The organism is Dactylosporangium sp. NPDC050688 (genome assembly GCF_040654515.1).
GTDB lineage: Bacteria > Actinomycetota > Actinomycetes > Mycobacteriales > Micromonosporaceae > Dactylosporangium.
This window is the reverse complement of sequence record NZ_JBFAIC010000036.1, coordinates 80,071-102,669: the sequence shown is the minus strand read 5'-3', so window position 1 is coordinate 102,669 and position 22,599 is coordinate 80,071. Positions and strand designations below refer to the sequence as shown.

The following is a 22,599-nucleotide window of genomic DNA, read 5'->3' as shown; positions in this document are numbered from 1 at the left end:
TACCAAGAAAGCACGCCTACAGAGCTCGGTGCCTCGCCGGCGCTCCGCGCCGGGCGTTCATGCTGGAAGCTGCGACCGCAGGTAAGTGCTGACGGTGGTCAAGGCGGGCCGATCGAAGCCACCACTGATGGTACGGAACCGGTAGGGCTGCCGCGTGTAGCGCGGGCTGGAGCGTCTGATAATCCTGCCGTCCGCGCTGCGGGCCGGGTCGTCGAGGCGGTGGATGAGCCCATATCCGGCGAGCTGCCCATGGGTGGCATACACGTCGCGGCGGACGCCGTACCGGTCGACCCGCTGCGCGGCGACCTTGAAGACGCCGTCGCGGCCACTCTCGGGATAGCGAGCGCGCAGATCGAGGATCATCAGGTAGGTAGTGATCTCCGCAGCGGTCAGGACGTGCACCCACCCATTGAGGAAGAACGCCTTCGGCAGCTGCACGACCTCGCCAGCCGCGTCCGCCCGCGGGATGCTGTAGCGGCGAAGCCACGTATGCCTCGTACCGTCGCCAGTCTCGTCGAGGAACTGGACACCGTCGTAGCGGCCGGCGACGCCGCCTCGACCCGCGATCACAGCGAGGTGCTGGCGCTCGAGGAGATTCAGGGCATGCACCGCCTGCCGCCGCATACCCGCCCGTGGTGGATCGGTCTGGGTGATGGTGGGCAGCAGGTCGGCCCAACCGGCTGGTCCGGTGCCAGCTCGGTGCAGCGGACGGGCGTGGTCTACGGTGGCCCCGGCCGGGCGGCGTGACTGCGCGTCGAAGATCGAGATCAGATACAGCTGCAACGCCCACCCCTTGAGCGGTGCGAGAGCACCGGCCGGAGACGACGGCGACGAGTCCGCGCCGCTACGGGGCCGGGTGTGGACGAGGTCAGAGCGGATCGCGTAGTGGGACCGGATACGACCCCCCACCTCATAGATCTCTCCGAGTTCGCCACGGGCCCGCTCGTAGGCGGCGGCGTGCTGCCGCAGCGCGTCCGCCCGCGCCACCTGACGCTCCAAGTCCCGTCGGCTCACCGTGTTGACCTCCCTGGTGACACTTCTGCCGCACCAAACCATAGGGGAGAGGCGCTCGTGCCTTCTTGCTCGGGTGCCTGTGACCTCCGGTTTTGCTCACGCTGTTATGCGGCTGATGTGTCACAGGACGTCCTGGCCTGCGACTGGCGGAGGTGCGACGGTTGCCTTGCTCGCGACTGGGCCCGGTACGTTGCCGGGCCGGCGGGCCACCTGGAATGGAGGCTGCGGTGTCGAGGATTGCGCTGGCCGCGTTGTGGATCGTGGTCGTGGGTCTATGCGGGCTGCTTGTGGGAACGGCGGCAGGCTGGCTGTCGTGGCTCGACGAGCGGCGGCTACCGCGCGCCATCCTGGTTGCAGGGTCAGCCTGTGGTGCGACCTGGGTGTTTGCCGTAGCAGTGGCAGCCCTGGTGGCGTGACGTGGCTTCGCCCTCGTCAGTGGCAGGGCGAACCCGACCACAGCATCTATACCTCGCTCCGCGCCAACGACTCCTCAACAGCCCGGATTCCGCCGCCGGATCAGATTCGATGAGACCCGACGAGTGAACCCCTTCTCACTGAATCTGATCCGGGCAGTTCAGCGGTTTACGGCCGGATCAGATTCGTTGAGAGCCCACAGCGCCCCGGTCCGAGTCGCCGGAGCACCCGGCGCCACACTGTCCGGTGACACGCAAGTCGGCCCCTTGCCAAGCAACTCGGCCCACTCGGCCGCTTTGCCAGTTGAGTCGGCCCGGTGTTGACGGATAGCACCGGCGTCTACCAGGACAATCGCTAGGTCCACCGAGGCAAGTCGCCGGGCCGCGACGGATGGCAGATCATGGGGCGAACCGTGCGGCGGGCCGACTTCGATGGCGCGTGCTGCCCCAACTCTTTGCCATTCAAGAAGGCCCGCGCAGGTCAGGGGCACCCTACCGGGCCGACATAACTGTCACAGGACACACACGGCATGACACGTAGTGGACGGCAGTCCGGCCGAAAAAGATCGAGGGTATGACGAGGCCGAGAACGACTTCACGACCAGCGCACAACTACCGCTTACCAAGCCACGTGCCGTTCGGCGTCGAACAGGGCTCGCGGGATGACCAATGAGGGTACTGCTGCTGATCTCCGCCTTCAACGGCCTGTCGCAGCGGGTGTGGACGGTCCTGCGCGCGGCCGGGCACGACGTCACCGTCGAGTTCGCGGTCGACGACGCCACCATGCTCGCCGCTGCGCAGCTGAGTCGCCCCGACCTGATCCTGTGCCCGTTTCTCCGCGATCGGGTTCCGGCCGCGGTGTGGTCGCGGTGGCCGACGATCGTGATCCATCCGGGCCCGGTCGGTGACCGCGGCCCGTCCAGCCTGGACTGGGCGATCACCGACAGCGTGCCGGTGTGGGGCGTGACCGCGCTGCAGGCGGTCGAGGAGATGGACGCCGGCCCGATCTGGGCGCACCGTACGTTCCCGATGCCCGCCGAGCCGGCCCGCAAGTCCTCCCTCTACGGTGGCCCGGTCGCCGACGCGGCCGTCGCCTGCGTCGAGGAAGTGCTGCTCAAGGCCGCCGATCCTGGATTCACGCCGACGCCGCTGGCACGGGCGGAAAGGCCGGTGCCGGGCACCGGCGTCCGGCCGCTGATGCGGCAGCAGGACCGGTCGTTCAACTGGGACGAGCCCGCAGCGGCGGTCCTGCGGCGGATCCGCGCCGCCGACGGCAGCCCCGGCGTCCGAGCATCACTGGGCGGCACGACGGTGCACCTGTTCGATGCGCACGTTGCCGCCGGCCGACACGCGGACCTGCCGGAACGCCGTCCAGGCACCATCATCGGTCATGACCGCGACAGCGTGCTCGTCGCCGGCGGCACCGGCAGCCTGTGGGTCGGCCACGTCAAGGTCGTTCAGAGCGTCGGGCCGGCCGGGACAGGACGGCCGGGTGTGAAACAGCCCGCTGCGCATGCCCTGCGCGACGCCCTCGCCGGTGTGCCGGACCGCCGGGGTCTCGAGCGGATCCGGTACCGGCGGCACGGCGACGTTGGGGAGCTGTCGTTCGACATCTACAACGGCGCGATGTCCCCGCAGTGGTCACGACGCCTCGCTGCGGCACTGCGCAGGGCCTACGCCGTCGACACGAAGGTGCTCGTGGTCCGCGGCGGCACCGACGCGTTCTGCAACGGCATCGACCTCAACCATGTGGAGGTCGCGACGGACCCGGCCGCGGCGGCGTGGGCGTCGATCCGGGCCATCAACGCGGTGTGCCGGGCCATCGCCGCCATGTCACCGCAGCTGATCATCGCGGGCGTGTCCGGCAACGCCGGGGCGGGCGGGGTCATGCTGCCGTTGGGTGCCGAGGTCGTCGCCGCCCGGGACGGGATCGTGCTCAACCCGTTCTACGACATCGGCCTGCACGGCTCGGAGCTGCATTCGCATGTCCTGCCGGCGCGGGTCGGTCCGGTCACGGCACGGCGGTTGCTTTCCCAGCGGCTTCCGCTCGACGTGGCCGAGGCCGCCCGGCTTGGCCTCGTCGACGTCGTCGGCCCCCGCGATCCGGCGGCGTACGCGGCGTGGCTGCTGGATCTGGCGCGTGACTACGTCGGCGGGCATCTGCGACGGTCGGTGCGGGCCCGGAAAGCCGCCGCGCTGGCTGGGCCGCCGTTGACGTACTGGGAGGCCCGGGAGCTGGCCGAGATGGCAGTAGACATCTTCGACGACCGGGACCGGTTCGCATCCCGCCGTGCCGCGTTCGTGTCCAAGTGGCGGCCAGCCGCCACGCCCCGGCAACTCGCTACACACCGGCAGGTGCCGTAGGCGCCGTGCCAGCACAGCGGTGCCAGCACGGCGGTGCCAGCGCGGTTTCCGTCCCGTGAGGGGCTCCGGTCGTTGCGTTCGACCGGGCTGAGCGGGTGTTGGTCAGCTGAGATCCGGCTCCGGACCGGGCGGGTCGGCCTGGTCCGGGCCGGCGGGTCCGGTCTGCCGCGGATTCTGGTTCAGGTCCGTCCACCGTGACTCCAGGCTTGGGCCGGGTGGCTTCGGTTGCTTGGTCGCGTCCCGGATGGTGGCGGCGAGGCCGCGGATCTGAGCGGCCAGCCGGCCGCCGAAGTCGACGTCGAGGTCTCCGACCATGCTGCGCTGGGCCATCCGCAGGTCGCGGGCGTACTCCAGCCAGGTGTCCAGGGCGGCGTCGACGCGGGCTTGGGCCACCTCGGCGGCGGCGTCGAGGTAACGGGCGGCATCGCCGGGGCTCATGTCACCGGTGAGGGCGTCACGGGTGCGTGGCTGACTGGCCAGCAACTGCTCGGCGTCCTCGGGCAGGGCGATGGTGAGCCGGCCGGTGAGCCGGTCCACGACGAGGCGATGCTGGGCCGGTTCGTGCTCGCTGCCGAGGTGGTAGCCGTTCAGGAGCCGCCGGACGAGGGTGTGGTTGCGGAAGAGGTGCCAGCCGTGCGGGTCGGCGTCGTCGGTGGTGACGCCGTCGTCGATCATGCACAGGGACCGGTCCTGGTAGAGCGCGACGTACTGCGAGTCGCCGAGATAGTCCAGCGCGCGCATGAGCGTCGGCGGCGCCTGCAGCGGTACCTCGACCGGGTGTCCAGGCATCGGCTGTGCCGGCCACACGGGTGCGCTCACCGCCGCCGTCCGAGCACCCGCAGGTCTATTGTCGCCGCGGCAGCGTGCACCGCGTGCGGATCGGCACCGGCCATCGTCATGACAGCTCGACACCGTGATGCCGGTCGGCGCCGCCAGCCGGGTCTGCTTCGGCGCTCGACCATGCCGCTACCGGCTGCATGCGGGCGCCATCGGGGCTGTCGGACGTTCCCGGGCCGGCGGACGACGCTTCCGCCGTACTGCCAGCACCGGGCGTGCGGTGCAGTTGCGTGCTGGTGCGGGCGCTGAGGGCGCCGATCCCCGCCACCACGTCGGCGGCGTGCTGCTGGACCTGGCTGCCGTCCAGGGCACGGGTCAGCGCATCGAGGAGCCGTCCCGCCCGGGCAGCTTCCGCCTGCCAGCCCGGGCCGGTCGGGGCGCGGGCAGCGCGGACATCGGGGTGCACCGCGCGGCCGAGGGTCCGCTCGATTGTGCGCAGCCCCGTGAACCGGTCACGGGTGTGCGGTTGCCCGGCCAGGACCTCAGCGACGTCCCCGGCGTGGCCGACGCGCAGCTGGTTCGTGTCGCGGTCCACGAGGAGCCACTGGGTCGCGTCGCGGCCGGCGCCGCCGAGGTCATATCGGGCGAGTGGCTCGGCGACCGGGTGGCTGGCGAACCGATGCCAGGCCAGCAGGTCACCGCCGTCCCGGAGGAGACCGTCATCGAGCCACACTGCCCCTTGGGGTCCGCGGAAGATGGCGACGTGCTGGTCATCGCCGCGGTAGCCGAGCGCGTCCAGCAGCACCTCCGGAGCGGCGATCGGCAGGTCGACGAGGGCACCGGGTTCCGGCGGATCCGGCCAAGACCGATCGGTGCTCATCGCCGACCGTGTGCTGCGGGTTGCCGGACGCGCCGCCGATCACGCTGCCGGTCCGCGTTGTCGATGGGCTGCGGCTCGTGCTGCGGGTGGTGCCGCCGCCCGCGGGGCTTGCGGCGGCGGCTGCGGTGTGGCGGGCGCCGACGCCACTCCTCCGCTCGCGCATGCCCAGGGGACTCGGGCTCAGCCGCTGCCGGCGCCGGGTTTGGAGTGCTGTCGGCGTGGACGGGGATGAGCCGCAGCCGGGTGACGGCGACGACCGCGAGTGCCGCAGGAACGACGAGGAGCGGCCCGGCGGCACCGAGCACTGCCGCGGTGACGACCGTGGCGGTGACCGCCGCTGTCCACCGCCAACCTCGCGGCAGGAGCAGGACGCCGGCGCTGGTCCCGGCGAGGGTGACCGCGGCGAGCAGCACCGACACGGTGCGCAACAGGGGGGCGACCTCGAGGTGCCCGGCGACCGATCCGGCGATGACGACGCCGGTGAGCGCGGCCTGCAGGGCGAGGCTACGCCGGTGCGCGTTGCCGGCTGCGATGCGGGCCGGGAGGGCGCCGCGTTCGGCGAGGGCGACACCGAGGCGGGTCGCGCCGGCGAGGAACGTGTTCGCGGCGCCGCAGGTCAGCATCAGCGCCACCAGCGCGGCGACCGGCGCGGCGGCGCGGCCCACGCCGTGCTGCAGCAGGGTAATCAGGGGCACGCCGCCGGCCCCGGTGTCCGGGCCGAGGACGCCGACCGTGGTCACGGCGACGCCGAGGTAGATCGCGCCGACGACCACGACCGTGGCGGCAGCGACTTTCGGCAGCGTCCGGGCGGGGTTGCTGACGCCGTCGGTGAGGTGCGCGGCGGCTTCCCACCCGGCGAACGCGATGAACAGGATGACGCATGCGTGCGCGACCGGGACCGGTCCGTTGGGCAGCAGCGGGGAGAGGTTGGCCGGGTTGACGTGCCGGGCGGTGCTGAGGGTGGCAGTGCCGAGCACGGCGATGAGGCTGCCGATGACGACGAGCTGGACCCTGCCAGATGTGCGCAACGCGAACGCGTTCGCGGCGAAGATGGTGCCGAGGATCGCCGCCGTCACCACGGTTGCGCCCGTGTGGCCGGCCCCGAGGGCGGCGGCGACATACTGACCGCCGATGTGCGCGGCGACGTAGACGGCGATCGGGGTCGCGGCCATGAACCAGAACCCGATGACGGCGAACGCCCGCGGCCCGTAGGCGCGGGCCGCGACCGCCGAGACGCCGCCGCTGTGCGGATAGCGGACCGCGAGCGCGGTGAACGTCGCAGCCAGCGGGACGCTCGCCGCGACCAGCGTCGCCCAGGCCAGCAGGGAGCCGGGGCCGGCGATCGCGGCGGCCAGCGCGGGCAGGGTGAGGACGCCCGGGCCGAGCAGCGCCCCGCAGTACAGGGCGGTGGTGTGCACGAACCCGATCCGGGCGCCGGCGGCGCTCACGACCGGACCGCCGCAGCTCGCGTCTCGATCGGCCGCCGTCGTATGCTCCGCCCAGGCATCGGGTGGTGCGGTACCACGGGTCGTCTGGGCATCCTGACGCTCGTCATTTGTCCACCGGTTCGCCGAGACTGACTCCGACACCGGCCATGAAGGGCACCGGGTCGGTCGAGTTCGCGCCGTTCAACGTGCACCGGTCGGTATTGCACGGCACGTCGCGGTGCACCTCGTAATGCAAATGGGTCCCGGACGAGTGCCCGGACGTCCCGACAAGCCCGATCGGCTGCCCAGCGGTCACCTGCTGCCCGTCGGTGACGTCAGGCCGGCGGACCATGTGGCAGTAGCGGGTGGCGATGCCGTTGGCGTGCCGAATGTCGACATACCAGCCGCACCCCTCAGCGTTCTTGCTGCCGTCCACGTCGCAGTTGCCGGTCTTTCGGTCGCACGCGACCCAGACGACCTCACCGGCCGACGCAGCTCGGATCACGTTGTATCGGGGGGCAATCAGGTCAACCCCGGCGTGCAGCCGGCCGTCGCGCTGGCCATAGCCGGACCCGACCTTCGCCTCAACCGGCTTCGTCCATCCGGACGAGGTGAGGGCCACCGGTCCGGCGCACCCGGCCGGCGACGCACCCGGCAGCTCGGTGATCGACTGGTGCTGGGTGACGTAGGCAACGACCTGTTCCGCGTCGTGCTCTTTGGCTGCGTATCGGGTCGGATATTCCGAACGCTGCACAGCCTGCGCCGCCTTCGTCAGCGGCATCGTCTCCCAGCCGTCGACCTTGAGCAGCGCGTCGTAAAACTTGGACGCCGCGTACACCGGGTCGATGAGCTGTTCCGGGGTGCCCCACCCTTGGCTGGGGCGTTGCTGGAACAGCCCGACGCTGTCGTGGTCGGTCACGACCGGCGTGTTGATGAGGCTCGACTCGACCATGGCGGTCGCGACCGCGATCACCCAGCCGCGGGCGGGGACACTGCGGTCGGCGCCGACCTTGACGATGATCGCTGCGTTCGCGACCCGATCGGGTTTCCACACGCCGACCGCCTGGTAGTCGTCAGCACGTACGGAGACCGGCGCGCCGCTGCCAGCCGCTGGCGTACAGGCGTAGGCAGGTTCGTCACCGCCGAGCGAGCCCATGACCAGCATGCACCCGGCCGCGACCGCCACGACGACCGCGGCAACGGCCATGCGGGTGCGGCTCACGAGGACTCCTGAGCAGGGCGTACGTCGGCGACTAGCCAGCGTCCGTCCCGCAGAACGAGCACCACGCGGATGGCGCCGGCGTCGGTCGGGACGTCGACGTCGGCGGCGTCCGGCGTCGCGGTCCGCGGGACCGCGTCGGCGACGATCCGGTGCGCGTCGACGTTGGCCGGGTCGACGGTGGCCAGAACTGCGGTGTACTCGGGCGTCGCGTGCTGGCTGACGCCGGCAAGCCAAGCTGGCTGGTCCAGGCCGGGGCGGGCCCACGCGGCGACGAACGCGACCGCGGCCTGGACCGCTTGTGGCGTGACCGTGGTGCTCGCGGCGGGTCCGGCGTCCTCTTCGTTGGTGTCGCTGCCGGGGTCTGGGGTGCCGTTCTGATGCGGTGCCGTGGTGACCGACGGCATCGATGGCTGCCGCGGCGCGGGGCGGCCGGGTGCGCAGCCGGTCAGGAAGGCGAGGAGGGCCACCGCGAGGACGAAGCGCACACCGGTCGGTGTGGTATCGATCTGCGGTTCCGGACCGCTGACGGGCGCGGGGCTGCGGCGGCTGCGGGCCGTCGGGGTCCCGGTCATGGCGCCTCGTCCGTCGGCGGCAGCGGCGGCCAGCAGTCATCGGCGTGCTGGCGTAGCTGCTCCTGCAGCCGATCGGCGGCCGTGCGCAGGTGCGTCACGAGGTCGGTAAGTGAGTGCGCGCGCCGGGCGGGTTCGGCGTTCCGGGCTGTGATGATCTGCTGGCGGATCCGGTCGACGGCGGCGGCTGCCTGGTCGAGCATCGCCTGATAGCCGGCGTCCGGGCTTGGGGTCGCGGCGGGCGGGGCAATGGTTCGCATCAGCTCTCCAGGTCGAGGTCGGGGTCGGTGGTGCCGCCGTCGCCGGGTTCGGGGTCGTAGTCGCCGTCCAGGACGCCGTCGGACTGCAGGTCGCGTTGCTGCCGTTCGTGCTCTTCCATGACGAGGTCGTCGCGGCGGCGCTGTTCATCGGGTTGCATGGCATCGCTGCCTTTCTCGGGTTCGGTGTCGTTGCCCGCGTCGCTGCCGGGTTCGGCGGCCGGGCTGTCGGCAGGCTCTGAGCGCTGCTGGCCGCGGTCGTCGACGCTGATGTCGGGCTGACGGCGATTGGCCTCTGCTGCCTCGTCCGGCTCGGTGGATTCGGTGGGTTGTTGGCCGGCGCGCAGGTCCTGGTAGTGATCGATCCGGTCGTTGATCCACTGGATGGCCTCGCGGGTGGCCCGGATGGCGTCGAAGAGTTCGGCCCAGCCGTAGGGGGTGGTGATCTCTGCCGGTCGGGTACTCATGGCCGCTCACCGCCGTCCGTGCCGTCGCCGGCTTGTGCCGGCGGCGCCGGCAGGGTCCGTTGCGAAAGGTCGTGTTCGGCGGTGTCGAGGGCCTGGTCCCGCCAGGCGGGGGGCCAGGTCAGGTCGACGCGCCGCTCGTGGTGTTCGCCGTTGCGGCATCGGGTGTGGTCGTCCCACTCCCGCAGCCGGGGCCGGGCGCGGGCGAGCGCTTCGAGCCAGCGCAGCGGCGCGTCGGAGGCCGCGCGTGGGTCGTAGGCGAGATGCCATGACGCGGCGAGCGCGGTGAGTTCTTCGACCAGCGGCGGGTGGACCGGCCAGCATGCCGGGATCTCTTCGGTGAGGCTGTACCGGTCGATGCACCAGCCGACCCAATCGATGAGCCAGATCCACACCTTCGACGCAGTCGGCCGGTCCAGCACGCGCCAGCGCAGGTCGGCCGGTGCGGGTCCCGCCGGGCCGGGCCGTAGGTGCTCGGCTAGGGTCTGGACCTGCTCGCGGAGAGCAAAGTGGGAGTCGGCGAGGTCACCGACGGTTTCGACGAGCTCGGCGAGGCCCTCGCTGAGCATCGTCGCTGCTTGCAGCTCCGGCGGTACGTCACCGCCAGTTCCGGCCGTCGGTGACGTGGTTCCGGCCGGGCCGCCGCTGTCCGGGGCGGGTTCCATGGGGTGTGCCATTTCAGGCTGCCTCTGCGATCCTGCGTTGGAACGCGTCGCGGTCGGCGGTGAGCTCGACGCCGTCAGGGCGTTCCCACCACGCGGTGAGTTGCAGCTCGACCGGGGGCAGGTTCCCGACAAACGCGAGGGCCCGTCCTTCAGGCAGGGTGCGCAGCTCGGCGAGGTCGACCAGGTTTTCCCGGCGGACGCTTTCCGACACCGACGCGCGGCCGCCGCCCCAGGAGTGCCCGGAGGACACCTCGAGGATCTGCCCGGCCAAGGACTGCGCGTCTTTGAGGCCCTGCACGTCGTTGGAGCCGCCGATGACGAGTTCGGCGTTGGCGGAGGCGTTGATCGCCCGGCCGGCCTTCTCGCCCCACCGTTCCAACGGCTGCTGCTTGTTCTGCATGAACAGGTCGATCGCGATACCCGAGCCCCCACCTTCGGTCATCAGCGACGGCAGCGACTGGATCGGCGCGACATTGGCGATCTCGTCGCCGACCAGGTACAACGTCGGCTCGATCCGACCGCCGGGCGCAGTCAACGCGACCCGTTTCGCCTGGTAGAGCAGGTCTTCAGTGACGGCGCCGAGGAGCGGGGCGATGAGGGCCTGGGCATCGCGGGTGCCGACCAGGTAGATCGTTCCCGAGGCGTTGAGCCACTCGCGGGTGTTGAACTGTTGCCCCCGCGGCGGCGAGCACGCGGCGAGGACGCGGGGGTCGTTGAATGCGTCTAGCGCGCCCGACATCACCGATTGGATGGTGTCGCGGGCGCGGCCGGTGGTCTCGCGGTGCCGGGCGAGCCGGTCGGCCCATGAGTGAACCCCGTGATGACGCAGGATCCGCTCCGGACGGGCGTCCGCGGGGTTCTGTGACCAGGCCAGGACGTCGACCATCGTGGCCTTGCCGTCCAACGCGGCAGCATGTAGCAGCCCGCGGATCAAGGAGGCGGCCTGGTCCTGGAAGTATTTGCCGTTCTCCACGCTGTCGCTGCCGACGCCGGACCCAGACGCGAACCCCGACGCGCGGAGCATGGCCACGATCTGATCTTCGGCGCCTTCGATCGGGGACCAGCGCAGCCGCTCGACCCCGGCGATGGGGATCTCGCCCTGCGGTTCGAACACGTGCGTCGGGCCGATCCGGCTGCGCCGGGCGTGGGTGACCGCGGCGACGTCGAGGCGGGTCGAGGTGGAGATGACCGCCCCGCGGGCGTCGAGGACCCGCGGAATCACGCACCGGGATGTCTTGCCCCCGAACCGGGCCACCGCGGCGGCGACCAGCGTGTACTCGTTGGCCAGGAACAGCTTCTCGCCGGTGAGCACGTCGGTGCCGAGGAACCGGCCGACCTCATGCGGGTCCTTCCGCCGGGCTTCCTTCTCGGCCTGCTGTTGGGGGGTGTCGGCTTCGCGGACGGTCAGACCGGGCCGGACGACGTCGACGCGGGCGAGCACCGCGGCCGGGCTGAGCAGCGCCCGGACCGCGCCGCGGCGGGCGAACCCACGCCGACGCAGCAGCCGCCGTCCCACCGCAAGGGTGGGCACGGCGATCAGAAACGCGTGCCACAGGAACATCCCCAGCCACAGCAGGTAGAGCGCGATCCCCGGCGGCAGGTCAGCGCGCGCTGCGGCCGGCCACGCCTGGGCCGGGTCGCCGAGGTGCCCGGCGAGGCGGAACGCGACCCCGGGCGCGTCAGCGGGCTCGGTGTCCGGCCAGGCGAGGTGGGTGACGACACCGCCGAGCTGTCCGGCCAGCCACAGCGTCCAGGTCATGGTGGGCAGGACCACGGCGAGGATGGCGAGCATCGCCAGGCGAACCATGATGTCGCCGCGGGCCAGGCCCTGCTTGGGCAGGTGGTGCCCGGGGGCGGACAGCGGCGGGCGGCGCATCACGGCACCCGCCGTTCCGCGGCACCGACGCCGACCCGGCTGTTCGGCGGACCGGCGTCGCCCGCCCGGTCCAGGCCACCGGCTGCGACGGAGTCGTCCGGCGCCGAGTCGTCGCTGGTGTCCGGCAGGGCCTCCATCTGGCTGTCGGTATGCACCATCTGCCGTTCCACAGAGGACAGCTGGTGGCGGACGACGATGGAACGGTTGCCGATACGCCACAGCCCGACGCCTTGGCGCAGGTGCCGCAACAGGTCGGTTTCGGTGTCGTTGGTGCCGAGGAACTCGGCGGCCTGTTGCAGGGAGCCGGGTTCCTGGCCGTAGGAAACCCGCACGCCGGAGTCCTCGATCAGGCCGCGGGCGATGCGGACCTGCTCGGAACCGGCCTCACCGACCGCTGCAAGATCACTGAAACGATGCAGCGCCAGAATGTTGCCGATGCCGAGCGCCCGGGCGAGTTTGGTCTGTTCACGCATCCGCCGGATGAGGCCGAGATGCCGCGCGATGAGGGTGAACTCGTCGTAGATGCAAACCCTGGGGCCGCCGGCGGGACGGGACAGTTCCGCTTCCAGCCAGGACTGCGCGCAGGTCATCGCCATGGCGGTGAGCTGGTCGGAGGAGCGGATCGCCTGCAGGTCGAGCACGGCGCCGGCCTGGGTGAAGTCGATCCGGGCCTGGGTGGCGGTGTCGTCGCTGTCGAAGACCCCGCCGAGGGCCCCGCGGATGAGGCGTTCCAGGGCGAGGCGGACCCGGCGGGAGTCGGCGGTGAACGCGTCCAGGGGGTAATTGACGGCGTCGAGGCGGTGCTGCCACCACTCGGGCTGGCTCATCGCGTGCAGCACCTGCGACAGGGTCGGGGTGGCCTGCCGGTCGGGGTCGGTGCCGTGCTCGGCGCGGGTGACCGCGTCAACGGCGTACTCGATCATGGACCGTTCGGCCTCGGTGAGCCGTTCCCCGACCTGGATCTCGAGGAGCCCTTCGAGGAGCAGCAGGCGTCGGGAGCGTTGCAGTTGCAGCCACTGCGGGACCGGCATGCCCGGGTCGCGGCGGATCGCCGCGAGGGGGTTGATGGTGGTGCCGAGCCCGGGGCCGATCCGGACCGGTGTGATGCCGCACAGCCGGGCGAGTTCGGCGTATTCGGAGCGGATGTCGACGGCGTAGAACTTGACCCCGAACGGCACGCCCCTGAACGCGAGGGTCTTGAGGAGGCTTGACTTGGCCGTGCCGATCCTCCCGCTGACCATCATGTTAGGAGCGGTGATGGCCTTGGCCCGGTACAGCTCGTGCAGGCTGAAGCAGAACGGGGTGCGGGAGTAGACGTCGAGGCCGACGAACGGCCCGTCAACGGGCAGCTCTTCACCGACGACGAACGGAAAGACTGAGCACAACTGCGCTGATGTCGTCGTTAGCGGCGGCAGGTTGAGCCGCGAGCCGACCCGCCCCGCCGCCGTGCCGAAGCCGCCGCGGCGGTCGATCGAGGGCAGCCCGGTCAGCCGTTCCTCATCGGCGGCCAGTTCGCGTTGTTCTCGCTCGAGTCGGCGGGTGGCGTTGCGCAGGTCTCGTTCGGCGGCGGTGCGGTCGATCAGGTCCCGCAGCGATCCCTCGCGCCGAACGGTGGGCCCCGGGGTGCGGCTGCGGCGGGTCATGCGGCCCACCCGCGGATCGGCTTCAGCCCGCGGGCGAGGGGTAGCGCACCGGCGGTGAAGCCTTGGTCCTGTTCGCCGTAGAGGACGACTGCGTCGCAGCCGGCGCGAGACAGGATCCGCTTGACGGCCCGAGTGTCGCGGTTGAGATCGTCGATGGTGGCGGCGGTGACGGTGACGAGCAGCGCGTAGCGGTAGCGGACGTGGCCGTGGGCTTGTTCGCGGTCGATCTGCTTGACCGAGCGGGCCTCCTCGTCCTCCCGCGCTGTCCTGACGAGGCGGAGCTTCGTCTTCGTCGCCGCGTCGCCGGCTCGGGCGACCTGATCTCGGCGCGACGCCAAGTTCGCGAGCTCAGCCGGGACGGGCTGGGCGGTGAGGGTGACGGTGCGCCGGCACGTGGTGCGGGTGTAGAGCGGCGTCAGCCAGGTTGAGCCGACCGGCTGACGGGGCATCTGGGCGATCCACAGGGTGCGGGAGTAGCCGCCGTCGTGGCGGTAGGTGTCCCAGCCGACGACCTCTGCGGCGACCGGCCCGGCCAGGCGCGGCTCGACCTCGGCGGGCCCGTCAGTGCGCAGGTCGGCGGTCTCCTGCTCGGCCGGGTCCCACTGGGTGCGCAGCACCGCCGCGTAGCGGCGCGGGGTGAGCCAGCCGTGCGTGCTCACGCCGGCCTCGGCGACCGACGCCGCGATGCCGGGCAGCCGGTCGAGGACCACCGCGGCGATCGCCGCGTCGGTGCCGCCGGCCTCGGCGATCTGGCCGGACATGCGTCCGAGGTCGAAGACGCAGACGAGGTGGATGTCGTGCCGCTGCGCCATCATCGACCCGGCCGCGGTCACTTCCGCCAGGGACCGGTAGGCCAGGCTGCTGCGCTCCACGGCTCGCTGCTGCAGGAACCGGGCAGCGCGGTTGCCGGCGTCCGGGACCGCGCGGCTGGTCACCGACCAGCGCACCAATCCCGCGTCGGCGTACTCGGTGCCGAGAATGTTCAGCAACCGCGCCCAGTCGACGAGGCGCCGGCTCTGGTCGTCGCTGTCGGCCAGGATGAAGTTCGCGCCGGAGCAGACCAGCGCCGCCGTGACGGTCTTCTCCCGCCGGTGCAGCAGCAGCCCGACCTCGGTGGTCCCGTCAGCGGCGACCGCTGGCAGCCATGCGTACCCAGCGGCCGGTCCGGGCAGGTCCATGTGCCGCTCGACCGAACCGTCGGCGAACACGCCACCGCGGTAGCGGTCCTGCCCGGTTGCCCGCTGGACGAGGGCGCCAGCGATGACCGGTACCCACTCGGTGATCCGACGCCCGCGGAGCCGCACCAAGGCCAGCACGAACAGCAGCACGGCCGCCGTGAACGCGACCGTCGCCGACCATGTGTGTCCGGCGGCGAGCAGGTTGATCCCGATCACCGCCACGATCAGCCCGGCGACGACTGTGCCGATCTGAGACCACGTGAATCCGAGCACCGCCCCACGGCTGGATCTGGGCGGGAAACTGAACTGCGTCATCGGTGCTTCCCCCGTGCGTTGTCCGGGCGCGCCGTGCGGCGTGTGCCGGTGGCTGATGTGGTGAGCCGCTCCTGTTGAACTGGCAGTGACCCGGCGTCGGCCTGGCCGGTACGGACCGGTGACTGCGGCTGCTCAGCTGCGGTCAGACCGCTGCCGCAGCTGCGGCACTGGACCCGCCCGCACCGCCCCCGGCTCCGGTCGCGCCCTCGCCGACGGCGGGTTCGCCGCCGGAGGCGTCGGGCCCGTCACCGGCGTCGGCGCCGCCTTCGGACCCGCCACCGCCGTCCGCGCCGGCCGAGGACAGGCCGGGCTGCATGGATGGCGAGCCACCGCTCGGGTCGGCGGTGTCGGACCCGGCCGACCCGGAGTCATCGCCAGCACCGGGCAGGCCGGGCGAGTCGTCTGCGCCACCCGACTGCCCCGACGGTGTTTCCTCCGGCCCCGATGGGTCAGCAGGATTCGTCGCGTTCAGGTCGTCAGCGCCGGTGGTGGCGGTGCCGTCTGAGCCGAGTGTCTGCTGGGTGCCGCTCTCGCCGGTCGGATCGCTCGGCACCTGCACACCGCTGCCGTCGTTGTCCTGGTCGTCGTCCTTCCCGGCGCCGGAAAGGTCGTGGGTGGCTGCGGCGACATCGGTCTGGGCACCGGCGGCGTTGTCACCGATCGCGTCGGCTTCGTCGCTGTTCGCTGAGCCGCCTCCGTCGTCGCCGGCGGCCGGTCCGCCCTTGCCGTCGACGGCACCGACCGGTTCGCCCGACTCGTTCGTCTCTGCGTCTTCGGTCAGTTCACCGGCGGTCTCGGTGACGCCTTCGACTGCTGTGTCGTCGGTGTCGGTGCTGCTGCCGGTGTTGTCCATGTCGGCGACGTTGTCGGCCATCACCGCGGCGGCGTCTCCCCCGTCGTTTCCGCCTCCGCCGCCGCTGCCGCGATCCATCAGCGAGTCCGCGGCCCTGCCGGCCAAGTTGCCGATTCCTGCAGCGGCGGCGGTGGCGAACCCGCGGCCGTTGGCGTCGGCGAGGTAGCCGTCCCAGATCGCGGTGAGCCGCAGCAGAATGCCCGGCGCGAGCACCATCAGCCAGATGATCAGTACCGCTTGCAGGATCGTGGTGATGTCGTCGGACCCGTACGCCGCCCGGGTGCCGTAGATCCACAGCGCGGCGATGGCGAACTTCGACATGGCCAGGGCATTGATCGTCCAGAACCAGCGTCGACCCCAGGAGCGGGTCTCATGCGACGCCTGGCCGGCCATTGCGACGGCACCGAACACGGCAGCCGCGGTAGTGAGCATGCCCCGGAACAGCATGATGATGAACAGGAACAGCAGCCCCACCAGCGAGAACAGCCCAGCAACGAGCGCGAGGGCCCCGGTGCCGGCGCCGCCGGACGCGTTCGTCAGCGCGGTGATCCACACGGATGCGTCCCATGGGGTGCTGTTGTTCTGTTCCAGCAGGGCGTTGGTCGCCTCGTCCCAGGCAGTGACGATCAGCCAGGCGATCCCACCGGCAAATACGATGCCGATGACGGCGCGGACCAGCCCGCCGACGCTGGCGAGCGGGCCCGGCCCGCCGCTGAACCGGAGCGTGTTGATGATCGCCGAGATGATGAACAGCACGAAGACGAAGATCAACATGATCCCGGCGGTGGAGTTGTAGACCAGGTAGAAGGCGTCGTCTGGTGCGCCGATCGACGTCTGCGTGAACACCTGCGAGGCAAGCTTCGACAGCAGGATCGCGACACCCTGCACGATCAGACTGATCACGCCCTGGATGCCGGCATCGATGCCGCTCTGGACGGCGCCGTCGACCGCCTTTTCGATCTTGCATTGCTGGTCGAGGGTGTCGCACTGCTTCTCGACCTTGGGCGGCGGCGGCGCGACCGTGGCCCCCAGGGCAGGCAGCAACGCCTCGGCGATCGCGTCGCAGCGACCGGCCATGCCCAACCAGATCTGCGACTCTTGAAAGCCGATCTGACCGCCCTTGCCGGCGGCGGCCGCAGCGGCGAGCCTGAACTTGTCGCAGCCGACCATGTCCTTCACCGGCGCGGTCCCGGCCGGGACGTCGGCGAGGGTGGCGCGGGAACCGTCCTTCGGTTTGCTCGCGAACTCGAACGACACTGTCCGGCACGCCGCGAGCTCGTCCGGAGTCTTCGTGCGGCTGCATGCAGTCGTCCAGTGCGACACCGAGTTCTTCGGCGGGTTCGCGGTGTAGTCGACCCACCCGAAGCACCATCGCTGCTGGCCGGCTGGTACATCCCCGCCCCCGCACGCGCCCGAAGTCGGTGCCTGCGCCGGCGCGGTCGGTGACGGTGGGGCCGGAGTCGGATCGGCGCTCGCCGCCGCCGGGATCAGCAACAGGCCGGTGGCCACAGCTATGCAAGTCACCAACCGGTGCCGCCATCGCCGCACCCGACGCCGCGCCATAGGGGCAGGCGACCGCGTCGCATCGCCGGCCGGACGTCCGGGCAGCCAACGCCGGCGCCGCCGCGGCGGCACGCCACCGATCCGCGACCGTGTCGCCGGGGTGACGACGCGACGGATCCGGGCCAGCCGTAGACCGGCAGCGCCCGCGGCCATGGGTCCGGCGGTGTGCAGTTGCACCGGGTCGCTGCCCACACCGTTGTGACCGGTAGCGGTGCGGTCGGCGAGCAGCTCAGCGAGAGCCCGGGACGGGCCCGCAGTCAACGGCTGCCCTGCCATCAGGACGAACACCGCTGCGGCGAGGAGCGTGCCGATCACCCGGTACGGCAGCTGCCGCCGGCCTCCTCGAACAGCCCGGATGGCCGCCAGTGCCGGTCCGGCGGTGTTGCGCGGCATCGGCGTGGCGGAGGACATGGTTGTCGGCATGGTCACGGCCCCCAGCTGTCCGGGCCCAGGACGCGGGCGAGGAGCTGCCCGTCGCGGGGTGTGCCGTCACGGACGGTCCCGGCGACGTCAGGCGGCGGCACCGGCACGGGGCTCTGCACATCGGCGAGGCGCCACCCGTTATCGGTCCAGCGCATGGTCAGGTCATGGACCATCCACATACCGGCCGGCCCGCCGTCACCGACGCCGGTCATCCCGTCGGTGCCGGGCCCGAACAGCGACACCATCAGCGTCTGCACCCGCACTGTCCCGCCGACCGGCACGGTCGCGGCGGTGTCGTCGGCGCGTTCGGCCCAGACCCGAACCGTCGTGCTCTGCCAGATACCGCCAGCCTGTTCGCGCGGCAACGTCGGCAGCAGCTGCACGACGTCGGCGTCGGTGACGTCCGGGTAGAGCCGCCGGATCAGGGCGGTCCCGTCCTGCCGGGGCAACGACCCGGCCGCCGACAGCACCACCTCGAACCGGGCGGCAGCGTCGCCGGCGCCGCGCGGCGTCGCCGGGAACCCGACCGGGACCCCGTCGACCACCCGGATCCCATCGCCGGAAGCGGCGACGAGATCCGGGGCCGGCGCCGGGGCAGGCGGACGCAGCCAGGCGTGCAGCACCGCGCCGACAGCCAGAGCCGCGACAACGGTGAGCAGCCGCCTCGGCCAACCGGTGCGCGCCGGACGGGCTGGTTTGAACCCGGTCACTGCTTGACCGCCGACGCCTGGATCAGCCAGGCGATCGTGGAGGCGCCGCAGCCGACGATGATGGCGATCAGGCCGGCCTTCCACATCATGCTCTTGCCCCTGTCGCTCACGACGTGGGCGCCGAAGATCGGGCCGACGCCGAAGGCGATGACACCGGCCATCAGGCCGCAGACGGCGGCGACGATGCCGATGTAGAGGGTGGCGTTGGTCAGGGTGTAGAAGATGTCGGTGTTCGGCACCGCGCCCGGATCGGGCTTGACCCGCTTCCAGTCGAACCCGCCACCGGTGTCCGTCCCCGTGGTGGGAGTCGGCGTCGGCGTCGGGGCGAGCTTCAGTGTCCACTGTGGAACGCCAGTGGTGATGGCCGTTGCGATCCACGCCCCCGCGTAGGACAACATCGACATCAACTCCTTCACATCAAGGGGTGGGCATGCCGCTGGCACCGCTGGGCGCGGTTGCGGAAATGGGCTGTTGGTCGCCGCCGTCGAGCGGCTTCGGTGGCAGGCAGGCGGCGGCGAGCTCGACGAGGGCGCGGCGGGTGATGCGGCGGCAACGGCGTACGTCGACGGGTTCAGGCCGGGCGAGGTGCTCGTCCCAGGGCACTGGGATCAACGCGGCGACACGCTCGGAGGCCTGATGACAGGCCGCGCGGACGTCACGGGACGGTTTCGGCACGCTGGCCACGACGGCCAGGACCGTGCGGTCGGCGACGGCACCCAGTCCGGCGGTACGCAGCTGGGACAGCAGGTGCAGGGCGTGACGGACGCCGTCCACGCTGGCCCGGGCGACCAGCAGTGGGCAGGTCACGATGCTGAGGTACTCCCAGACGGGCCGTACGTCGGCGGGCGGCAGCTCGGCCAGGACTGCGCTGGTGTGCGGGCCGAGCGCGCTGATCACCCGCACCGTCTCGGTGAACGCCGGCGGGCGGCGCGAGGAGGTGCGCTGCGGTTCGGCGGTGAGCGCGTGCAGCCCGGTCGGGCCGCGCCGCGTCCACTGCACCGCTGGTGCGAATCCCTGCCAGGTAGGACCGGCCTGTTGGGCTTGGACGGCGTCCCAGATGGTGCCCTCACCGCGGCCGGTGCGTGCCGTCAGGCCGCTCCACGGACGGCTGGTCGTGTCCACTGCCAGAACCGGGCCAGCGGCAGCTAGGGCGAGGACCCCGCCGAGTGCGGCAACGACTGTCGACCGGCCGACACCGCCATCGGCGGACGTGGCACCGATGAGGCAGGTTCCCAGCGGCATCGTCGCCGCACGTAACCACACTCGCTCGGCGGTGCTGCCGCCGCCAAACTCACGGGGCACGACCACCGTCGGCGCAGCTACGCCCAGGCGCACCGAGGTTGCGGCGTCGGGCCGTGCGACTCGGTGGTGCGCGCTGGGGGCCACTATTCGCTCCATTCGCTGGTCGGATTGGCGTGTGGGTGACGCGGACCGCTGTGCACGGGCGGAAATCGCCGCGGCGAGCACGTCTCGCAGCGCGACCGGGACGCCGGCCGCTGGTGTGCGGAACTGTGTGGGCTGCCCGCGCGGGACGCCGGGGAGGGCAGGCCCCGCGCGGGCCGGATCGCTGCCGTCAGGGCGACGGGCGGCTGGGGCGACCGGCCGGGCCCCGGTGGCCCAGCACGACCGGGTCGTCATGCCAGAGGAGCGGCCGCCATCCCCCGTAGCAGCCAGATCGGCTACCGCGACGCGGACGCTCCCGCTGCGATCACGTGATCGACACTGCCGCGCCGGACGCCGCTGCGGAATGTGTGACCGCGTGCGTGGTGGTGTACCTCGCCCGCATCACCGCAGGTCAATCCCGTGCTGGCGCTCAGCCCAGGGCGTCGCGCTGCGACTCTCCAATGTCGAGGTCACCAGCGCAACCTGCGCCGACGCCACGATCCCGTAGCCGTGCAGCGCAGCCGCCAACATCCACTGACGAGACCGCTTGAACTCGTCGCACCACATGCCACGAGCTGGTGTGCCGCATGCCCATCGGCGGCGTCGGCAACTCGCTGATACGCCACCACCAACGGCGACGACGGACGAGCAGCCGCACCGCGGTCCCGTCGTGTAGGTGGCGGTGGAGGGACCACGGCGCGGTCATGTTCGAGCGCGGCGACGGAGACCAGGACGCCGAACTCGAGTTGCCGTGCGGTGATCGCGGCACCTGGATCGACGGCAACAATGTTCAGCGCTGTCGCAGCCACCCGCGCCAGATGCAGCGCTTGCACACTCCACTGCTCGGTCAGCTCGGTGAGGTAGGTCCCGCTCAGGATCTGCCGTTGCTGGGCGGCGACCCATGCCACGGCGGTACGGTCACCGCGACTCAGCGCCCGCTTGGCGGCGATGACCTGCCGGGCCGCGTGCTCGGCGGCCGGCTGCGCCGCCATGGCCGCGTCGGCGGCGTCGCATGCCGCGGTCGCCGCGTCGAGCAGCCGGTCGACGAGGCCGCCCTCGAAGCGGATACCCCACACGCCGGCCAGACAGGTGTCCAAGTGCGTGTTCACGCGCTTGACGGTCGACCGTGCCGGATGCAGCGCAGTAGGTACTGGCTCGTGTGGTCCGGTGGCAGCGGCACCACTGCACGATCGATCGCAATCCGCCGGCAGGGCATAGTCGCGAGAACCGAGCTCAGCTGTGGACTTCGGGCGCAGTTCCCAGCCCGTGCTTACGATCCCTAGCGGTCAGCGCGATGCTCGAAGTCATTCCATTCCGGGTCGCGGGCTCGAAGGTGTTCCAACACCCGCGGCGCGTCCTCGTGCGAGGCTAACGCACTCAGCACCTGTGCACGCTTGGTGTATCCGTGGGTTTCGGCAAACGCCAGGAACTCGTCGAGGGTTCGGATCACGTCGTGGCCGAAGCGCCTGGCCTGCTGGTCAGTGACGACGGGGGGCTCACTGCCGTGCACGGCGGCTGACCGGACGTCCTCGTACTGGTAATAGATGTGCTCCGGGGCCGGCCATCCACCGCTCACCACGTGACCGAGCATGGTGCGCCGGAAGGCCAGCCCCAATGACTTCCGGCCCTCGGCCTTATCACCCAGGATGGCCTCGAGCGCGAAGAACTGAAACAGCATGGCGACGAGCCGGTCGGGCATCACGAGGCTGCGGTCAATCCAGGTCAGAGCTAGAAGCGCTCGTCGATCAAGATCGTTCGCCGGCACCGCGGGTACCCGCATGAACCGCAACGTCGCCAGACGCTCAGCAGTCTGGCCATCTACTGCTACGGAGTACGCCGAGTCAGTCTGCCGAGTCCAACCCGCGAGGCGATCCGCGAACGCGTACCGCTCGCCAAGACGAAACCGGAGCTGCCATGGGTGATACACGTTCTGCTGTTCTAGACCGGCGCGCAGAAGACCCAGCGCATGGATGGCTTGCTTCCTGGCCCGCTCGGCCATGTTGGGGTAGTTCGTGCCCCTGCACGGAACCGAGATATAGGCCGTGCAGTTCAGTTCCGTGGTGAGCTCCGGGACGGCTGGTACGAGCTCGTGACCCAGCGGTAGAAGCACCGTGCCTGCGATCTCCAGACGCTCAGGTACCTCCAGATGGAGGAGCGTCAGGACGCAGTCGGCGCTCTCAAGCTCCCGAGCGTGCTCGCGCATGAAGGCAGCAACGTGATCGGTCTTCCGGTCGACCGATGCCTCGGCGACAAACCGGTGGAGGAGGCTCTTGACGTCTTGAAGGTGCTCAAGTCGAAGATCGCGTCCGACCTCATCAATGGCCTGCTTCAGCAGCGCCTTTGCCACACCGTTGAGGACGAGTCCCCGCCGCACTTCTCCGGCTAGGTCCGCGGGAAGCTCGAGGTACATCCGGTCATGTGGGTCGGGCTCGGACGGACTGCGGACCGCCTGCTGAAGTTGGCGCAGTGTCTTGTCAACGGGCACGATCCGCAAGCCTAGCCCGCGAAGCGCCAACAGCAGCATGGATAGTTTCGTCCGGGTTGCCGTGAGCGAGTTACGCAACGTCGGGACTCGTCGCTAGTCGGGAGGACTCACTGTGGCG

At 71.1% G+C, this 22,599-nt stretch carries 19 protein-coding genes; 1 reads left to right on the top strand and 18 read right to left on the bottom strand.

The window, feature by feature from the left end; translation table 11 throughout:
• Positions 1 to 57 precede the first annotated feature (57 nt).
• On the bottom strand, positions 58 to 1,014 hold the full coding sequence (locus AB0H83_RS29805) for a hypothetical protein (protein ID WP_360100316.1): 957 nt from the start codon (positions 1,012 to 1,014) through the stop codon (positions 58 to 60).
• Between the two features lie 1,082 nt (positions 1,015 to 2,096).
• Here AB0H83_RS29805 and AB0H83_RS29800 point away from each other — a divergent pair.
• Entirely contained in the window at positions 2,097 to 3,791 is a 1,695-nt protein-coding gene (locus AB0H83_RS29800) for an enoyl-CoA hydratase-related protein (RefSeq protein ID WP_360100313.1), read from the top strand.
• A 102-nt stretch (positions 3,792 to 3,893) separates the two neighbouring features.
• Here AB0H83_RS29800 and AB0H83_RS29795 read toward each other — a convergent pair whose 3' ends face one another.
• The 17 genes from AB0H83_RS29795 to AB0H83_RS29715 form a co-directional block, all read right to left on the bottom strand.
• Positions 3,894 to 4,610, bottom strand: coding sequence for a hypothetical protein (locus tag AB0H83_RS29795; protein ID WP_360100310.1), 717 nt, complete (start codon positions 4,608 to 4,610; stop codon positions 3,894 to 3,896).
• 76 nt (positions 4,611 to 4,686) lie between these two features.
• Complete coding sequence (locus AB0H83_RS29790) at positions 4,687 to 5,448, bottom strand: hypothetical protein (protein WP_360100307.1); 762 nt, start codon at positions 5,446 to 5,448, stop codon at positions 4,687 to 4,689.
• Complete coding sequence (locus AB0H83_RS29785) at positions 5,445 to 6,896, bottom strand: amino acid permease (protein ID WP_360100304.1); 1,452 nt, start codon at positions 6,894 to 6,896, stop codon at positions 5,445 to 5,447. The genes AB0H83_RS29790 and AB0H83_RS29785 overlap by 4 nt, the downstream gene beginning before the upstream one ends.
• 103 nt (positions 6,897 to 6,999) lie before the next feature.
• Positions 7,000 to 8,061 (bottom strand): M23 family metallopeptidase, encoded by a 1,062-nt coding sequence (locus tag AB0H83_RS29780; protein ID WP_360100301.1) that lies wholly within the window; start codon positions 8,059 to 8,061, stop codon positions 7,000 to 7,002.
• Positions 8,062 to 8,093: 32 nt separating this feature from the next.
• Entirely contained in the window at positions 8,094 to 8,582 is a 489-nt protein-coding gene (locus AB0H83_RS29775) for a hypothetical protein (protein ID WP_360100298.1), read from the bottom strand.
• A gap of 83 nt (positions 8,583 to 8,665) precedes the next feature.
• Positions 8,666 to 8,926 (bottom strand): hypothetical protein, encoded by a 261-nt coding sequence (locus AB0H83_RS29770; protein ID WP_360100295.1) that lies wholly within the window; start codon positions 8,924 to 8,926, stop codon positions 8,666 to 8,668.
• Positions 8,926 to 9,390 carry a hypothetical protein gene (locus AB0H83_RS29765; RefSeq protein WP_360100292.1) on the bottom strand — a complete coding sequence of 155 codons (465 nt, stop codon included), beginning with the start codon at positions 9,388 to 9,390 and terminating at the stop codon, positions 8,926 to 8,928. The genes AB0H83_RS29770 and AB0H83_RS29765 overlap by 1 nt, the downstream gene beginning before the upstream one ends.
• Positions 9,387 to 9,956 carry a hypothetical protein gene (locus AB0H83_RS29760; protein WP_360100289.1) on the bottom strand — a complete coding sequence of 190 codons (570 nt, stop codon included), beginning with the start codon at positions 9,954 to 9,956 and terminating at the stop codon, positions 9,387 to 9,389. The genes AB0H83_RS29765 and AB0H83_RS29760 overlap by 4 nt, the downstream gene beginning before the upstream one ends.
• 109 nt (positions 9,957 to 10,065) lie before the next feature.
• Positions 10,066 to 11,928 (bottom strand): TraM recognition domain-containing protein, encoded by a 1,863-nt coding sequence (locus tag AB0H83_RS29755; RefSeq protein ID WP_360100286.1) that lies wholly within the window; start codon positions 11,926 to 11,928, stop codon positions 10,066 to 10,068.
• Positions 11,928 to 13,571: a hypothetical protein gene (locus AB0H83_RS29750; protein ID WP_360100283.1), complete on the bottom strand. Its 1,644-nt coding sequence runs from the start codon at positions 13,569 to 13,571 to the stop codon at positions 11,928 to 11,930. The genes AB0H83_RS29755 and AB0H83_RS29750 overlap by 1 nt, the downstream gene beginning before the upstream one ends.
• Positions 13,568 to 15,064, bottom strand: a complete 1,497-nt coding sequence (locus AB0H83_RS29745) for an SCO6880 family protein (RefSeq protein ID WP_360100280.1) — start codon at positions 15,062 to 15,064, stop codon at positions 13,568 to 13,570. Before AB0H83_RS29745 ends, AB0H83_RS29750 begins: the two co-directional genes overlap by 4 nt.
• Positions 15,065 to 15,206: 142 nt before the next feature.
• Positions 15,207 to 17,174: a hypothetical protein gene (locus AB0H83_RS29740; protein WP_360100277.1), complete on the bottom strand. Its 1,968-nt coding sequence runs from the start codon at positions 17,172 to 17,174 to the stop codon at positions 15,207 to 15,209.
• A 731-nt stretch (positions 17,175 to 17,905) separates the two neighbouring features.
• Positions 17,906 to 18,613 (bottom strand): hypothetical protein, encoded by a 708-nt coding sequence (locus tag AB0H83_RS29735; RefSeq protein WP_360100274.1) that lies wholly within the window; start codon positions 18,611 to 18,613, stop codon positions 17,906 to 17,908.
• Complete coding sequence (locus tag AB0H83_RS29730) at positions 18,610 to 19,011, bottom strand: hypothetical protein (protein WP_360100271.1); 402 nt, start codon at positions 19,009 to 19,011, stop codon at positions 18,610 to 18,612. The genes AB0H83_RS29735 and AB0H83_RS29730 overlap by 4 nt, the downstream gene beginning before the upstream one ends.
• A 19-nt stretch (positions 19,012 to 19,030) precedes the next feature.
• The gene (locus tag AB0H83_RS29725; protein WP_360100268.1) at positions 19,031 to 19,612 is read right to left on the bottom strand and encodes a hypothetical protein; all 582 of its coding nucleotides are present in this window, start codon (positions 19,610 to 19,612) and stop codon (positions 19,031 to 19,033) included.
• 854 nt (positions 19,613 to 20,466) lie between these two features.
• Positions 20,467 to 21,105, bottom strand: a complete 639-nt coding sequence (locus tag AB0H83_RS29720) for a hypothetical protein (protein WP_360100265.1) — start codon at positions 21,103 to 21,105, stop codon at positions 20,467 to 20,469.
• Between the two features lie 170 nt (positions 21,106 to 21,275).
• The gene (locus AB0H83_RS29715; protein ID WP_360100262.1) at positions 21,276 to 22,520 is read right to left on the bottom strand and encodes a hypothetical protein; all 1,245 of its coding nucleotides are present in this window, start codon (positions 22,518 to 22,520) and stop codon (positions 21,276 to 21,278) included.
• Positions 22,521 to 22,599 lie beyond the last annotated feature (79 nt).

Bases quoted from the DNA above. Each gene is read 5' to 3' on its own strand.
- AB0H83_RS29800 (WP_360100313.1), top strand. From the start codon at position 2,097: ATGAGGGTACTGCTGCTGATCTCCGCCTTCAACGGCCTGTCGCAGCGG.
- AB0H83_RS29790 (WP_360100307.1), bottom strand. From the start codon at position 5,448: ATGAGCACCGATCGGTCTTGGCCGGATCCGCCGGAACCCGGTGCCCTC.
- AB0H83_RS29770 (WP_360100295.1), bottom strand. From the start codon at position 8,926: ATGCGAACCATTGCCCCGCCCGCCGCGACCCCAAGCCCGGACGCCGGC.
- AB0H83_RS29765 (WP_360100292.1), bottom strand. From the start codon at position 9,390: ATGAGTACCCGACCGGCAGAGATCACCACCCCCTACGGCTGGGCCGAA.
- AB0H83_RS29760 (WP_360100289.1), bottom strand. From the start codon at position 9,956: ATGCTCAGCGAGGGCCTCGCCGAGCTCGTCGAAACCGTCGGTGACCTC.
- AB0H83_RS29755 (WP_360100286.1), bottom strand. From the start codon at position 11,928: ATGCGCCGCCCGCCGCTGTCCGCCCCCGGGCACCACCTGCCCAAGCAG.
- AB0H83_RS29750 (WP_360100283.1), bottom strand. From the start codon at position 13,571: ATGACCCGCCGCAGCCGCACCCCGGGGCCCACCGTTCGGCGCGAGGGA.
- AB0H83_RS29745 (WP_360100280.1), bottom strand. From the start codon at position 15,064: ATGACGCAGTTCAGTTTCCCGCCCAGATCCAGCCGTGGGGCGGTGCTC.
- AB0H83_RS29730 (WP_360100271.1), bottom strand. From the start codon at position 19,011: ATGTTGTCCTACGCGGGGGCGTGGATCGCAACGGCCATCACCACTGGC.
- AB0H83_RS29715 (WP_360100262.1), bottom strand. From the start codon at position 22,520: ATGCTGCTGTTGGCGCTTCGCGGGCTAGGCTTGCGGATCGTGCCCGTT.